This window comes from Salidesulfovibrio onnuriiensis (assembly GCF_008001235.1).
GTDB classification, from domain to species: Bacteria; Desulfobacterota; Desulfovibrionia; order Desulfovibrionales; family Desulfovibrionaceae; genus Pseudodesulfovibrio; species Pseudodesulfovibrio onnuriiensis.
Genome location: NZ_CP040751.1, coordinates 3,394,308 through 3,408,208 on the forward strand (window position 1 = coordinate 3,394,308; position 13,901 = coordinate 3,408,208).

Below are 13,901 nucleotides of genomic sequence, written 5' to 3' on the forward strand. Positions count from 1 at the left end.
GGAGGAAGACATGGTCGAAGCACGGCTCTGGAAAGGCCTCAAGGACGGCAAGGTGCAGTGCCGGTTGTGCAACCATTTCTGCGCCATCAGGCCCGGCGAACTGGGCCGGTGCGGGGTGCGCAAGAATGTGGACGGCACACTCCACGCGCTCAACTACGGCAAGATCGCGGCCCTGAATCTGGACCCGGTGGAAAAGAAGCCGCTCTATCATTTCCAGCCAGGCTCCCGGACCTTTTCCTTTGCCACCATGGGCTGCAACCTGGGATGCAGGTTCTGCCAGAACGCCTCCCTTTCCCAGCCGCCGCGCACCGGCAGGCCCCCGGCGGGCACCGACATGACCGCCGAGGAGCTGGTGGCGGGCGCCCTGGAACACGGGGCGGCCAGCATTTCCTATACCTACTCCGAGCCGACCATCTTTTTCGAGATCATGCAGGATACCGCCCGGCTGGCCGTGGAGCATGGGCTGAAGAACATCATGGTATCCAACGGATTCATGAGTTCGGAATGTCTGGAGGAACTGGCCCCGGTCATGCACGCGGCCAACATCGACCTCAAGGGCTTTACCGAGGATTTCTACAAGAAGCAGTGCGACGCGCGTCTGGCGCCGGTGCTGGACAACCTCAGGCACATCCGGTCCCTGGGCTGGTGGCTGGAGGTCACCACCCTGCTCATCCCCGGGCTCAACGACTCGCGCTCCGAGCTGGAGTCCATGGCCCGGTTCCTGGCCGAAGAGCTCGGCCCCGAAGTGCCGTGGCATCTCTCGCGCTTCCACCCGGACTACAAGATGCAGGACCGCCCCCCCACCAGCGTGGACAGCCTGGAAATGGCCCATGCCATCGGCCGTGAAGCGGGCCTGCATTACGTCTACATCGGCAACGTGCCGGGCAACGACTACGCCAAGACCCTCTGCCCCGGCTGCGGAACCGTGCTCATGGACCGACTGGGCTTTTCCGTGGGCGCGAGCCTGATCAGGGACGGCAAATGTACCCGGTGCGGGCGGGTCATCGACGGGGTGGACCTGGGCTGAAGGAACTTGCCAAGGGGGGGCATTTCAAGTAGGACATCCCTCCTGACGTCGGAGCGTGGCGCAGTTTGGTAGCGCGCCTGCTTTGGGAGCAGGATGCCGGGAGTTCAAATCTCTCCGCTCCGACCACGAAAAATAGAACGGCCTCAAGCACATGCTTGGGGCCGTTTTTCATTGCACACATTAGAATCATTATAAAATTCCGTACGGCTGTTGTACACGGGCACGGAACACGATACCAATGAAGTATCCTTACCCGCATAATGCCAGGCGGAGAGGGGATCAGTGTCCATGCCACATTAACAAGCGAGAAACAGCACCATGCCCGAAGTCGATGCAATGGAAATACCCGTGGTCGAAGAAAAGCAAACGCCGACCCCGAAGCCCAGGCGCAAGCGCGGCGGCCTCGAATTCAAGATCCTGCTGGTCATCGTCATAGCGGTCACCACGATCCTCTCCGGTTTCGGCGTGTACGAATACTACACCATGAGAAAGGAACTGACCGCAGAGCTGAACAAGACCGCTGCCAATGCCGCGGAACGGTTGAGCCAGAACCTGGTCACCGCCTTCTGGGATTTCGATACGGACATGGCGGCGAACGCCCTCATCAGTGAAATGAAGGAGGACGTGGTCCACACCATCCTGGCCACGGAAAAGGACGGGGAAACCATCTTCTCGGGCATGACCCGCGACGAGGAGTGGAAGCCCGCCCCCACGGACAAGCCCGTGGAAGGCAGCTTCATCGGCACGACCATGGACGTGACGCGCGAAGGCAAGGCCATCGGCCACGTCACGGTGCTGCTGACCGAAAAATTCATGCACGAGGCCCTGATGAGCGAGGTCTACCGCATCGCCCTCAAGACCGTGGCCATCGACCTGGCCATCGTGCTGGTGCTGGCCGTGTTCATCCGCGGCTTTGTCATGGGCCCGCTGGGCCGCATCCAGTCCTTCGCCTCCCGCGTGGGCGACGGCGACCTGGCCTGCACCATCGACCCGGGCCGCTATACCGACGAACTCCTGGTGCTCAAGGAGGCCATGGAAAGCATGGTCTGCGCGCTCACGGAAAAAATGGAAGAGGTCAAGGAACGCCAGGCCGAGGCCGAGGAGCAGACCCGGCTGGCCAAGGAATCCGCCGAGCAGGCCGAGGAGGCCCGCCTCAAGGCCGAATCCGCCAAGCAGGAAGGCATGATGCACGCGGCCAGGACTCTGGAGGGAATCGTTTCGCGCATCAACGAATCCGCCAAGCAGATCGGGAAGCAGGTGGATGAAACCAGCGAAGGCGCCGCCCGCCAGTCCCAGCGTTCCGCGGAAACCGCCACGGCCATGGAAGAAATGAACGCCACGGTGCTCGAGGTGGCCCGCAACGCTGGCGAAACCTCGGCCCAGGCAGACGAGGCCCGCGCCAAGGCCCAGGAGGGCGCGGAGATCGTGCGTCAGGCCGTGGAGACCATCGACATGGTGGACGCCAAGACCGACGAGCTCATGGAAAACATGGCCACCCTGAACACCCTGGCCCAGAACACCGGGCAAATTCTCGGCGTGATCACCGATATTGCCGACCAGACCAACCTGCTGGCGCTCAATGCGGCCATCGAGGCGGCGCGCGCCGGTGAAGCCGGGCGCGGGTTCGCCGTGGTGGCGGACGAGGTCCGCAAACTGGCCGAAAAAACCATGGACGCCACCAAGCAGGTGGAGGAATCCATCAGAGGCATCCGCTCCAGCGCGGACATGAGCCGTAACACCACCGAGGAGGCCAACTCCGTGGTCAAGAAGGCCACGGAACTGGCCAGCCAGTCCGGGACGGCCCTGGACCAGATCCTGGAACTGGTGGAAGGGACCTCGGTTCGCATCGCCTCCATCGCCACGGCCGCAGAACAGCAGTCCGCCACCTCCGAGGAAATCAACCGAAGCGTGGACGAGGTCAACTCCATCACGGGCGAGACTTCGCGCGGCATGGTCGTCGCCGCCCAGGAGGTGAGCGACCTCAAGTCCCTGGTCAGCGAGCTGGAAAACCTCATCGCCAATCTCAAGCAGTAACCCGGAATACAAACAAAAAAAGGCCGGCGGGAATTTCCCGTCGGCCTTGTTCTTTTCTCGGCTCAGGATCGTCCTATTCCGATCCCCGGGCCTCGTCCTTCATCTCCTGAATCAGATGGGACAGCCCGTTGATCTGGTTGGCCAGTTCGGCCACCGCCGAAGCGGTGTCCGCCGCGCCCCGCGCCGTGTCTTCGGTAATGCTGTTGATCTCCTCCACCGAGCGGTTGATCTCTTCCGAGGTGGCCGACTGTTCCTCGGCGGCGGTGGCAATGCTCTGGATCTGTGAGGCCGAGGCCTCCACCTGGGTCTCAATGGCCTTGAGCGCGCTGCCGGATTCCTGGGTCAGCTCGGCAACCCGGGCCAGATCCTTCATGGCCACGCCCATGGCGGCCATATTTTCCTTGGAGGCGTTCTGGATGGTGGTGACCACCGTTCCCACCTCGGTGGTTGCCTGCATGGTCTTTTCCGCCAGCTTGCGGACCTCGTCCGCCACCACGGCGAACCCGCGCCCGGCTTCACCGGCGCGCGCCGCCTCGATGGCCGCATTGAGCGCCAGCAGGTTGGTCTGGTCGGCTATGTCGTTGATGACGTTCATGACGCTGCCGATGGATTCCACCTCGGTTCCCAGGCGGTTCATGCTCTCACGCAGCTGCTCGGTGCGGGACCGGGTCGCCTCCATGGCTTCCACGGCCTGCTGCACCACATGCATGCCCTCGCTGGCCTTTTGCTGGGCGTCCTTGCCCACCTCTGCGGCCTGGGAGGAGTTGCGGGCCACTTCCAGCACAGTGGCGTTCATCTCCTCCATGGCCGTGGCCGTGGAATGAACGCGCTCGCTCTGGATGTCGGTGCCCCGGTGGATCTCGTCGGACTGGCGGGAAATGGCCTCGGAGGTACGGCGCACCTCCTCCACGAAATCCTCCAGACGACGGGCGGCATCCAGCATGCCCTGGCTCTTGGCGCGCTCGGCCAGAGCCTTGGCTTCCTGCGCCTCGGCCGTGGCCTTTTCCGCGGCAAGGGCCTTTTCCTCGGCCTCCTCGGTCTTGTGGCTCACCTCACGGATCTTCTCCTTGAGGGTAGTCACCATGATCCGCAGGGCGTCGGAAAGATCACCGATCTCGTCGGTGCGGCGCACGGCCAACTGACGGTCGAGATCGCCCTCGGCCACGGCCTTGGCGAAAAGCACGCTCTGGCTCAGGGCCCGGGTGATGCCACGCACGAACACGAAGCCCACGCCAACGCCCAGGGCCAACAGCAGCAGACTGCTGAGCACGGTGGTCATGAGCGCGGAGTTCATGTCGCTGAACAGTTCGGCATGGCTGGCCTCGGTGACCAGGTACCAGTCCAGTTCGGGAATGTACTTGGTCATGACCGAAACCGTGTCGTCGCCCGTGTCATAGGAAAAACGGGATTCGCCCTTGTTGAAGATGTTGACCAGATGTCCCGTGTAGCCGGGCTGGGTGTTCAGGTTTTCGCTGTTGATCAGGGCCTTGTCCGCATGCAGGCGGATCACGCCCTTGCTGTCCACCATGAAGGTGGAACCGTGCTGCCCGATGGTCATGCCCGTAATGGTGTTGACGAATTCGTCCAGGCCGATGGCGATGGAGGTCAGGCCGAGAAACTCGCCGTGGTCCTCGATTCGCCGGTTGATGAAGGCGATGGACCCGAAATCCTTGTGATTGACGTAGACGTTAATGCCCAGGGTCTGGCCGCTCTGCTTGAAGGCCGGAAACCAGGAATCCTTGTCCCCGCCCACCGTGCGCCGCTTCTGCTCTCCCCCGGAATATTCGTGGTAGATCTTGGTGCCCCAGGAAACAAAGGAGCAGCCGTAGGTCTTGTAATGGTTGGCCACGGTGGCCAGGAGTCCGTAGGCCTGGGCATACTCCTCTTCCGGCTCGCCCTGCTTGATCCAATCCAGAAAAAAGGGATCATTGGCCACGATGGCGAGCCCGGCCGTGGGCTCCAGCAGCTTCTTGTCCACCACCCCGATGATGTTGCCCACCGTGGCGGGCATCTGCACCTCGAAAAGCTGCTTTTCCAGGCTCTGGCGAGCCATGAGGTTGTTGATGAGGGTGATGACCACACAGGACACCACCAGCAAGACAATCACGATGAGATTGAGCTTCTGACCTATCTTGAAATTCATGCGCATATGGTTTTCCTCCGCTAATTCCTTAGGAAGCTAAGAAGGGTGCCTACAGCAGGAAAAAAGTTTTCTCAATACCAATGAAGACAAAATTATCAGGCCGAATTGTCCGCCTCTCCATTGCCGTCCTTCTAAACCATGGAAATCAATGAGAACAACGCCACGGCTTCTTTTCACGCAATTGCCACACTTCCGTGCCCTTGGCGGCCCGACGCGCATTGACTCTCGGCCTTCAGGCCATACTATATATAGAGAAGGTAATTTCAGCGGAGGTGGCAGCCATGATCAGGGCTCTCTGCAAATTGTGCGATATTTCGAATCGCCTGAACCTGCAGGACATCGCCTACCTGATGTTCATCACGGGAGGCGTGTTGGCGCTCTTCTCGCTGGTCGTCTGGCCGCTGATCCTCGTCAGCCCGGTTCTGTTCGCCCTCGGCCTTGTCATGGCCTTCAGCAAAAAGACGTGCACCGCCTGCGGGCTGCCGCCCGAACACACCCAGGATTCGGGGTGAACCGGCTCCGGTCCACAAAACATGAAAAAGCCCGGCTGCACACATGCGGCCGGGCTTGCTTTTGTATTTTGCTACGATCAGCGGCGCTCCACCGGGTCGCCCAGGCGGCGCAGGGGCTTGCCCGCAAACAGGTTGGCCTCGATATCCTCCAGGGGCCTGTCCTTGGTTTCGGGCAGAAAGATGAAGGCCGCCGCCATGCAGCCCACGGTCATGCAGGCATAGAGCAGATAGATGGGCCCCAGGCCCACCGCATGACGCAGGGCCAGGTAGGTCCCGGAAACCAGCAGGTTCATGCCCCAGTTCATGCAGCTCCCCAGGGCCATGCCCGGGCCGCGCACCTTGAGGGGAAACAGCTCGCCCAGCATGACCCAGGGCACGCCGCCCAGGCTGCAGGTAAAGAAAAGCACATAGGACAGGATGCTCGCGAGCCGCACCCAGCGCAGGTCAACGCCCGGGGGAAACGCGCCCATGTAGCTGCCCCCCAGCGCGCACAGGCAGAGCACGGACAGGGCGCTGCCCCAGAGCAGCAGCTTGCGGCGGCCCAGCCTTTCCACGAGCACGGACCCCGGAATGACCGAGGCCACGTTCATGACCCCGAGCAGGGTGGCGGCAAAGAGCGCCCCGCCGCCCGCCTCGAACCCGGCCGCCTCGAACACCTGGGTGGCATAGCAGGTCACAGCGGCCACGCCCGCGGCCTGTTGCATGAAAAAAAGCCCGGCTCCGGCCAGGGCCAGAGGCAGGTAGCGCCGACTCAGCAGGCTTGCCCATCCGCCCGAGCCGTGCCCCAGCGTCTCGTGGATGCTCCGGATTTCCCGCTCCACGTCCTGCCGGCCCAGGGTCAGGCGCAGCACGTTGCGCGCCTCCTGATCGTTGCCGCCCAGCACCAGCATGCGCGGGCTGTTGGGTGCCTTGAGCATGCCCAGCCCGAGAACGGCGGCCAGGGCAAACTCCGCGCCGCAGACCCAGCGCCAGAGCTCCCCGCCGCCGAGCAGCCAGAAGGTCCCGAAGGAAAGCAGGAAGCCGAAGCTGATGGCGGCCTGAAAAAAGAACAGGGCCGTGCCCCGGATCTCGGGAGGCGATATCTCCGAGACATACATGGGTACGATGACCGCCGAGATGCCGACGGCCACGCCCACGAGCATCTTGCCGCCGAATCCGAAGGCATAGGTCGAGGACAGGGCCACGCACAGCGAGCCCAGCCCGAAAAGCATGGCGCAGAGGATGATGGACTCCCTGCGCCCGAACCGGGTGGCCATGAAGCTGGCCAGCACGGCCCCGGCAAGCCCTCCCCAGAAAATGCCGCTCACGAGCAGCCCGGTCAGGCCATGATCCGAGGCGCCCAAACCATAGACAGCCGCCATGTGCCCCAAGGCGCTGGAAGTCAGGCCTATGTCGAAGCCCAGCAGCAGCCCGGCAATGGAGGCCAGCCCGGCCACGGCAAAGACATAGGTTTTGTTGATGGTCGTATTATCAGACATGATTTCCTCATGGACTTGCGAGAGACGAAATGCACTCCCGCGACATGCGGGATTTACCCCAGCCGAGGGATTTCGACAACCCGTCGGGTCAAAAAAAAGGCCCGCACACAGTGCGGGCCGCAATCACTTTTTATCGATCAAAAAGTTACTTCAGAGGGGGATTGATATTCTCGGGGCTCTCACATTTTTCAATGCCGCTGAGCAAATCGGCAAGGGAAATCTCGTTCAGGGTGTCATACATGGCGTCCGAGGCCCGCACCCAGAGATTCCGGGTGACACAGTCCTCGAAACGGGGACATGCCGACCGCTTGCTCTTACATTCCACCAGGGAGAAATCCCCTTCCAGCACCCGGACGATTTCCCCCACCAGGATATCCTCGGGCTGCTTGGCCAGCATGTGGCCGCCCTTGGGCCCACGCTTGCTGCGGATGAAACCAGCCTGTTTGAGCTCGCGAATGAGCTTTTCCAAATACTTCACGGATACGCCCTGTCGATGGGCGATATCACTGATCCTCACCGGCTTTTCCGCACCGTTCTGGGCGATGTCCAGAGCCATGCGGGTGCCGTACCTACTTCTCGTCGTCAATTTCATTGGTTTTACCTCACTGCCCTCAGGCAGGAACAATTAACAGATGTGCAAGTCACCTGTCCACCTGTTCATACGTTTTTTTACACATCAATACAGACTTTGATGGTATAAAAAACGCCGTCCTAAATCAAGCGAGAGACAACAGAGATAAAACATTGCTAATACGCCGTAGACACGGAACTATTTTTTCCGCGAGCGCAGGTAGGCAATGATCCCGGCAATACCGATGAGATAGCCGAAACCCGCCGCGACTTCCTTGAGTCCAGGGTCCTCATTGTGCATTTCCGCGATCATTTTCTTCAGGGGAGCCACTTCTTCCACAACCACTTTTTTCACAGCCCTTCGGACAACATTCTCGAGTTTTTCTGCATTTTCCACAGGCAGGCTCGACACCTCCACCGGCGCAGCGGATTCTTCAACAACCGGTTCATCGCCTCCCCCGTACTCCGAATATTCAATCACCCACTCGGATCGATGGCCCTGGCTGGCGTCGAGGACAAGGCGCAGGTTCATCTTCTTGTCCCGCGCCTCCTGGGGGATGGAAAAAGAAAAACTGCCGTTGTCGTCCGTAACCCCACTCAAAAGCACTGCGCCGGTCTCGGCGTCCAACACGTGTACGCTGCCGCCCTGAACCCGTTTGGTCTTGCTGAACCCGCACTCCGCATGCACGGTATCGCCCTCGACGTAGGCGAAGATGTTCACCTTGTGTGCATGGGCCGGCGCGGAAAGACAGAAGACCAACAAAAACAACAAAGGAAAAAGTCGTTTGATCATGAACATACTCCAAGGAATCAGGCGGCGACGCCCTTGAGGATTTCGGGTTTGACCCGGGACAGGAAGGAATAGACGAAGCCGGTGACCACTCCCTCGATGGCCATGACCGGCAGGTGAACCAGGAACAGGGCCTTGGCCGCAGGCAGGAATTCATCGCCCGAAAGCGCCAGCGCCCCCGAAGTCAGCACCGTGCTCATCAGCACGGCCAGAAAGCCCACGCAGAAGGCCCCGGCAAAGCGGCTGCCGTTGCCGCGGCGCAGCATGGGACGGAACAGGTAAAAGCAGAGCACGGCCGGTGCGGCCATGTTGAAGGTGTTCAGCCCCAGGACCGTCAGGCCTCCATACTGGAAAAGCACCGCCTGAAGCAGCAGGGCCACGAAGATGGACGGGAACGCGGCCCATCCCAACACCACGCCCAGGAGCCCGTTGAGAATCAGGTGCGCGCTGCTCACCCCCACGGGCACATGCACCAGGGAGGCCACGAAAAACGCCGCGGACAGGATGGCCACGCTCATGATGCGGTCATAGTCCACATGCTTGAGCCCCATGCCTATACCGCCCGCAGCCAGGACAGCGCCGCTCACCAGCACCGGTGCGCTCAGAACCCCTTCGGAAATGTGCATTCCTCCCCCCTTTCGTGCGTGTTAAAAAAACAGGATACGTATACACGATGCGCCGCGAAACAACAAGGCGTATGCAGGATAGTATAGGGCAATTAAAAAGCTGACCCCAATCAAAAAGGAGGGAATTCGGCAGGTTGCGAGAGGCTAATCGAAATCAGCCAGCAAAGAGCTGACCTGGATGCCCGCGACCTCGGGGGTGTCGTTGTATCGCTGACGGATACGGAACAGAGCCTGATGGAGCTGGTCCGAGGAAATGCCGTTGCGCAGGGCGGTGTGGGCCTCGATATAGGCGGCGATGCTGTCGCAGACCTTGAGCAGTTCACCGTCCTTGGGATCCAGGGAATCCAGGTTGCACTCCCCGGCAAGATCCTCTGAAAGCACCTCCTCCACCACGCCGTCGCGCATGATGGTGGCCTTGAACTCGGACCCCACTTCCAGGCCCAGGAAATAGGCCATGCGCTCGGCGATGTCCTCGTAGCCGCCCTGACGCAGGGGGGCCAGCACCACCCGTTCCAGTTCGCGCTCCTCGTACTCCCGGATCAGGTCCCCGATCTCCTGGGAGGCGCTCTTCACCGGCGAAATGATGTCGCGGGTCAGGAGCTCGGGCAGGTCATGGATGAGCCCGGAAAAAAAGTTGTTCTGCATGCGGGCGCGGCAGGCCCCCACCTCCATGCTGAAAAACCAGGAATAGGCGGCCACGATGTACATGTGGCCCAGCACCGAGGTCTCGGGCACGCGCGGTGTCTGGGACCAGCGCTTCTGAAACCGGAGCCGTCCGCACATGCGCGCGAACTGGCCCAGCACCGTACCCTCGTCCAGCAGCTCGGCGACCCCCTTGATGTCGGTCAGGGCACCCAGGCGATCCACAAAACTCTGCTCGATCTCCTGGAGCTCGTGATCCATGCTGTTGATGGTCTTGAGCAGCTTGAATTCCGAATAGCTGGCGTAAAGATGGGCCGCCTGCAGGATGCGCCGGGCCAGGCCCTTTTCCTCGGGCTCCATGAGATAGGAGGTAAGCCGCTTGGTGAAGTCGGGCCCCAGGGGCATGATGCGCGGCGTGAGCTGGCCGATGACCCATCGGGTCAGGCGCTGGTAGTCCTCGCGGTTCTCCTTGATGCGGTAGAAGACCGGAGGCTTGATGTCGGTGATGATCAGCCTGTAGAGGTAGTCGAACAGACCTCCCTCCACCACGGATTCACCCAGGGCGCGCTTGCGGGCCACATCCATGTCCCGCGAATTGAGCACGAACAGGATCCAGGCCACGAGCATCTTGTGGGCCTGCTTGTCCACCTCCACCAGTTCCATGGGCCGCAGCTTGTCGTTCCAGCGTTTCATGAACGCGCCGGTAAAGACAAGCTCCAGAAGACTCTTGCGGATAATGACGGACATGGCGACTCCGGGTTCGATTCAATGACTGGGCCAAAGAGTGCCGAAAATACAGCGGAAAGGCAATGCGCAATCGCGCGGGCTAGCCACGGCGGAAGTTGGCCACGGAAAAGGCCACCCGTTCCTCCACGGAATCACGTCCGGGTTCCAAAGTTTCAATCAGCTCCAGGCGGGGCCTCAGGCCCTGGCCGTTGGCCATCTGAATGGCCAGGCCCGGCCGGGCGTTGAGCTCCAGCAGCAGCGGGCCCCGGCTGGCGTCCAGCACCAGGTCCACGCCCAGGTACCCCAGGCCGGTCATTTCGTGGCACCGGGAGGCAAGGTGCAGAAAATCCTGCCAGTCGGGAATGACCAACTCGCGCAGTTCGCGCCCGGTATCCGGGTGGTGATCCACGGGCAGGCTGTGCTGGGTGGCCAGAAGCGCCCTGCCCGTGCCGATGTCCACACCCACGCCCACGGCGCCCTGATGCAGGTTTGCCTTGCCGTCCGAGGCGGCAGTGGAAAGCCGGGCCATGGCCATGACCGGGTAGCCCTTGTAGACGATGACGCGGATGTCGGGCACGCCCTGGAAGGTGAACCCGTCAAACACGTCCGAAAAATCAATTTTCTCTTCCAGCATGGCCACGTCGGGATTGCCCCCGAGGCTGAACAGGCCGCTCAGGGTATTGGAGACGTGGCGGTGCAGCCCGACCTCCCCGATGCGCTCGCCGCTGGACTTAATGAACCGGTCGCCGTCCCGCCCGGAGATCACCAGGATACCCTTGCCGCCGCTGCCCTTGGCAGGCTTGACCACAAAGCTTTCCTGCCCCTCCAGGAAGGGGATCAGCTGCCGGACGTGCCGCTGGACGCTGACCACGCCGAGCAGCCGGGGCGCGGCAATGCCCGCCTCCTCGGCCAGCTTCTTGGTCTTGAGCTTGTCGTCCACCAGCGAATACAGGTGCCGGGGGTTGTTTTCGGCAATGAAGCGGACATTGCGCATGTTCATGCCCACAACGCCCTTGCTCCTGAGCTGGGAGGGAAGAATGAAGCGCACGATCCGCTACTCCCTGCCCAGGGGCTCGAAACGGCGCAGTTCGCTGAGACGGAACCCGGTATAACTGCCGATCATGAGGATGGCCGCCAGGACCACCAGCAGCAGCTCGGGGAAGGAATAGGCCAGATGGCCCACCAGGCGGCTGGAAAGCAGCAGGTAGATCAGGCTGGAGGTCAGCAGGGAGCCGCCCCCCTGGATGAAGACCTCCTTGAAGCCCTCCTCCTCCCAGAGAATGGACATGCGTTCAATGGTCCAGGAAATGATGATCATGGGGAAGAAGGTCACCAGCAGCCCGATATCGCTGCCCATCTTGTGGCTGATGACCGAGATGGCCAGATAGATGATGATCACGAACACGAGCACCGCGGAGATGCGCGGCACCAGCAGCAGGTTGAGCTGGTTCAAGTACGAGCGCAGCACCAGCCCCAGGCCCACGATAAGCACGAACAGAGCCAGCCCGATAAAGAGGGAAGTCTGCAGGAAGGTCAGGGCGATGAGGATGGGCAGAAAGGTGCCCGAGGTCCTGATGCCCACTAGGTTGCGCATGATCGCCACCACCAGGGCACCAAAGGGAATGAGCAGCAGAAGCTTGAAGGAGGTCTGGGCGTGCACCGGCAAGGTGTAGATGGAAAAATCCACCAAGGGCGTCTTGCCCAGCTCGGACTCGATGGCCACCTTGTTGGCCATGACCGAGTTCTCCACCGAGGCGAACGAAACCTTGGAGTTGGTGCCGCCCATCACTTCCAGCAGGGATTCGTTGTTGCGCTGCCAGATCAGGAAGGCGTTGGAATCCACCACCACCAGCTCCCGGGGATCCAGCATGAACCAGGTATTCCCGGCCAGGACCTCAAGGTAGCTCTTGAGCGAATTGTGGCCCGTCTCGTTCAGAAACACCCCCCGGACCACGCGGGAGGTCACTCCGGCGCGGCGCAGCAGGGAGCGCGCCAGTTCGAGGGAGCCGCCGAAAGTATCCTTCATTTCCAGCAGGCTGGAGGCGCTGGTGTTGTTTTCCGGCAGGTTGAGCTGGAACAGAAGCTCGCGGGCCAGGGACACGGGATCCTCAGACCCCTTTGCCCGGACGTCCATGAGCAGCGAATCGGCCAGCTGTTTCGCCGACCCGCTCAGGGGCACCACCTTGGGCGGGGCCTCGTTCAGCTTGGCTTCCCGGCCCTTGCCCGTTTCCAGACGGTAGACGTTGAGCCGCTGATAGATTTTCTGGGGGCCCTGTGCATGGTCCTTGGACCAGACGCCACGCCGCACTCCGTCCTGTTCCTCCACCCGGTAGGCGTAGTCCGCGTTTTCATCCACCACGTCCACGACCACCAGGTCGTTGAGATTGTCCGGCAGGTTCACGGAGACCTCAACGGGGCCTCCCTGGGCCAGGAAGGATATTTCCGCCTCCACGGTCCAGACCGTCTGGCGTTCGGAAGGCGAAAGCGCAAAGCCAAGGAAGAGCACCTTGTAGAGGGTGACTCCCAATCCCAGGCAGAGCAGTACGCCCACCAGTATCATGAGTTGTCTTTTATTGCTTTTCATTACTGTCATTCAGGGGAGAGGTTATGTATTCCCGGGTCACGTCCACCACGGCCCTGCCATGCAGCAGGGAGCGGCCGATGAGTACGGGCATTTTGAAGTCGGAACGATCCGTGAGGGAAAATTCAGTGGTGCATTTTTGCGAGCCCAACTGGACCTGCAGTTCCACCACATAGCGCCGCTGGCCGTCGCCCTCGTGCTGCTTGATGCGCACCGTGCGTTTCAGGGGACGCTCCAGCACCACGGCCTTTCCGGAAGCCGGGTCGGTAATGGTGAACCGAAGCCAGTCCTCACCGTCCCGCTCATACTGCTGGAGGTCGGTGGCGTCGATGGACGAGGTGGTTGCCCCGGTATCGATCCGCGCGGGAAGCTTCATCTTCAACTGGTCGAAGTAGACGTATTCCTTCTGACCGATGATCAGCAGGTTCTCGAACTTGACCTTGGGCTCGGCGGCCTTGCGCGCGGCAAACTTCTTCTTGAATTCCTTGCGCAGTTTTTTTTCCAGTTTCTTCCGTTCCTCGGCACAGACGTCGAAGGGATCCCCTTCACAGGCCCCGGTGCAGTTGCCGTCCCCGTACCATTCCAGCAGGGGCGGAGCCGTCTGCGGCCCGTACACGGGGTCGAAGGAAGGCTGATTCTTGGGGGTACAGGCGGCACAAACCACCATGGCCAGGCACAAAGCCACACATAAAAAAACTCTCATCATCCACTCCAGCCGGAATCAACCGGCCTCTAAACCAAAGCCCCGGCCAAACGGCAGAGGCTGTATTTC

Annotated in this window: 12 protein-coding genes and 1 tRNA gene; 4 read left to right on the forward strand and 9 right to left on the reverse strand. The window is 61.3% G+C overall.

Annotation, left to right across the window (positions count from 1 at the left end):
• The first annotated feature begins 10 nt into the window (after window positions 1–10).
• From amrS to FGL65_RS15655, 3 genes are all read left to right on the forward strand, one after another.
• A complete protein-coding gene (gene amrS, locus FGL65_RS15645; RefSeq protein WP_147822195.1) occupies window positions 11–1,027 on the forward strand; it encodes an AmmeMemoRadiSam system radical SAM enzyme in 1,017 nt (338 codons plus the stop codon).
• A 49-nt stretch (window positions 1,028–1,076) separates the two neighbouring features.
• Window positions 1,077–1,153 (forward strand) — tRNA-Pro (locus tag FGL65_RS15650).
• A gap of 192 nt (window positions 1,154–1,345) precedes the next feature.
• Window positions 1,346–3,061 (forward strand): methyl-accepting chemotaxis protein, encoded by a 1,716-nt coding sequence (locus FGL65_RS15655; protein WP_147822196.1) that lies wholly within the window; start codon window positions 1,346–1,348, stop codon window positions 3,059–3,061.
• Between the two features lie 73 nt (window positions 3,062–3,134).
• Here FGL65_RS15655 and FGL65_RS15660 read toward each other — a convergent pair whose 3' ends face one another.
• Entirely contained in the window at window positions 3,135–5,210 is a 2,076-nt protein-coding gene (locus FGL65_RS15660) for a methyl-accepting chemotaxis protein (protein ID WP_147822197.1), read from the reverse strand.
• 275 nt (window positions 5,211–5,485) lie between these two features.
• Here FGL65_RS15660 and FGL65_RS15665 point away from each other — a divergent pair, with 275 nt between their 5' ends.
• Window positions 5,486–5,716 carry a hypothetical protein gene (locus tag FGL65_RS15665; protein WP_147822198.1) on the forward strand — a complete coding sequence of 77 codons (231 nt, stop codon included), beginning with the start codon at window positions 5,486–5,488 and terminating at the stop codon, window positions 5,714–5,716.
• A 77-nt stretch (window positions 5,717–5,793) separates the two neighbouring features.
• Here the strand turns inward: FGL65_RS15665 and FGL65_RS15670 are convergent, their stop codons facing one another.
• The 8 genes from FGL65_RS15670 to FGL65_RS15705 all read right to left on the reverse strand — a co-directional run bounded on the left by FGL65_RS15670 (window position 5,794) and on the right by FGL65_RS15705 (window position 13,832).
• Window positions 5,794–7,194 (reverse strand): sugar porter family MFS transporter, encoded by a 1,401-nt coding sequence (locus tag FGL65_RS15670; protein WP_147822199.1) that lies wholly within the window; start codon window positions 7,192–7,194, stop codon window positions 5,794–5,796.
• A gap of 145 nt (window positions 7,195–7,339) precedes the next feature.
• Window positions 7,340–7,786, reverse strand: coding sequence for an RrF2 family transcriptional regulator (locus FGL65_RS15675; protein WP_147822200.1), 447 nt, complete (start codon window positions 7,784–7,786; stop codon window positions 7,340–7,342).
• A gap of 177 nt (window positions 7,787–7,963) precedes the next feature.
• Window positions 7,964–8,557, reverse strand: a complete 594-nt coding sequence (locus tag FGL65_RS15680; RefSeq protein WP_250645515.1) for a hypothetical protein — start codon at window positions 8,555–8,557, stop codon at window positions 7,964–7,966.
• 17 nt (window positions 8,558–8,574) lie between these two features.
• Window positions 8,575–9,180 carry a cobalt transporter CbiM gene (cbiM, locus tag FGL65_RS15685; protein WP_147822202.1) on the reverse strand — a complete coding sequence of 202 codons (606 nt, stop codon included), beginning with the start codon at window positions 9,178–9,180 and terminating at the stop codon, window positions 8,575–8,577.
• Between the two features lie 144 nt (window positions 9,181–9,324).
• Window positions 9,325–10,569, reverse strand: coding sequence for an HD domain-containing protein (locus FGL65_RS15690; RefSeq protein ID WP_147822203.1), 1,245 nt, complete (start codon window positions 10,567–10,569; stop codon window positions 9,325–9,327).
• A 79-nt stretch (window positions 10,570–10,648) separates the two neighbouring features.
• A complete protein-coding gene (locus FGL65_RS15695; RefSeq protein WP_147822204.1) occupies window positions 10,649–11,596 on the reverse strand; it encodes an alpha-L-glutamate ligase-like protein in 948 nt (315 codons plus the stop codon).
• Between the two features lie 6 nt (window positions 11,597–11,602).
• On the reverse strand, window positions 11,603–13,132 hold the full coding sequence (locus FGL65_RS15700; RefSeq protein ID WP_187170415.1) for a UUP1 family membrane protein: 1,530 nt from the start codon (window positions 13,130–13,132) through the stop codon (window positions 11,603–11,605).
• The gene (locus FGL65_RS15705; RefSeq protein WP_187170416.1) at window positions 13,119–13,832 is read right to left on the reverse strand and encodes an ATP-dependent zinc protease family protein; all 714 of its coding nucleotides are present in this window, start codon (window positions 13,830–13,832) and stop codon (window positions 13,119–13,121) included. Before FGL65_RS15705 ends, FGL65_RS15700 begins: the two co-directional genes overlap by 14 nt.
• Window positions 13,833–13,901: the final 69 nt, after the last annotated feature.

Bases quoted from the DNA above. Each gene is read 5' to 3' on its own strand.
- FGL65_RS15665 (WP_147822198.1), top strand. From the start codon at position 5,486: ATGATCAGGGCTCTCTGCAAATTGTGCGATATTTCGAATCGCCTGAAC.
- FGL65_RS15700 (WP_187170415.1), bottom strand. From the start codon at position 13,132: ATGAAAAGCAATAAAAGACAACTCATGATACTGGTGGGCGTACTGCTC.
- FGL65_RS15705 (WP_187170416.1), bottom strand. From the start codon at position 13,832: ATGAGAGTTTTTTTATGTGTGGCTTTGTGCCTGGCCATGGTGGTTTGT.
- FGL65_RS15670 (WP_147822199.1), bottom strand. From the start codon at position 7,194: ATGTCTGATAATACGACCATCAACAAAACCTATGTCTTTGCCGTGGCC.
- FGL65_RS15660 (WP_147822197.1), bottom strand. From the start codon at position 5,210: ATGCGCATGAATTTCAAGATAGGTCAGAAGCTCAATCTCATCGTGATT.
- FGL65_RS15690 (WP_147822203.1), bottom strand. From the start codon at position 10,569: ATGTCCGTCATTATCCGCAAGAGTCTTCTGGAGCTTGTCTTTACCGGC.
- FGL65_RS15655 (WP_147822196.1), top strand. From the start codon at position 1,346: ATGCCCGAAGTCGATGCAATGGAAATACCCGTGGTCGAAGAAAAGCAA.
- cbiM (WP_147822202.1), bottom strand. From the start codon at position 9,180: ATGCACATTTCCGAAGGGGTTCTGAGCGCACCGGTGCTGGTGAGCGGC.
- FGL65_RS15675 (WP_147822200.1), bottom strand. From the start codon at position 7,786: ATGAAATTGACGACGAGAAGTAGGTACGGCACCCGCATGGCTCTGGAC.
- FGL65_RS15680 (WP_250645515.1), bottom strand. From the start codon at position 8,557: ATGATCAAACGACTTTTTCCTTTGTTGTTTTTGTTGGTCTTCTGTCTT.
- amrS (WP_147822195.1), top strand. From the start codon at position 11: ATGGTCGAAGCACGGCTCTGGAAAGGCCTCAAGGACGGCAAGGTGCAG.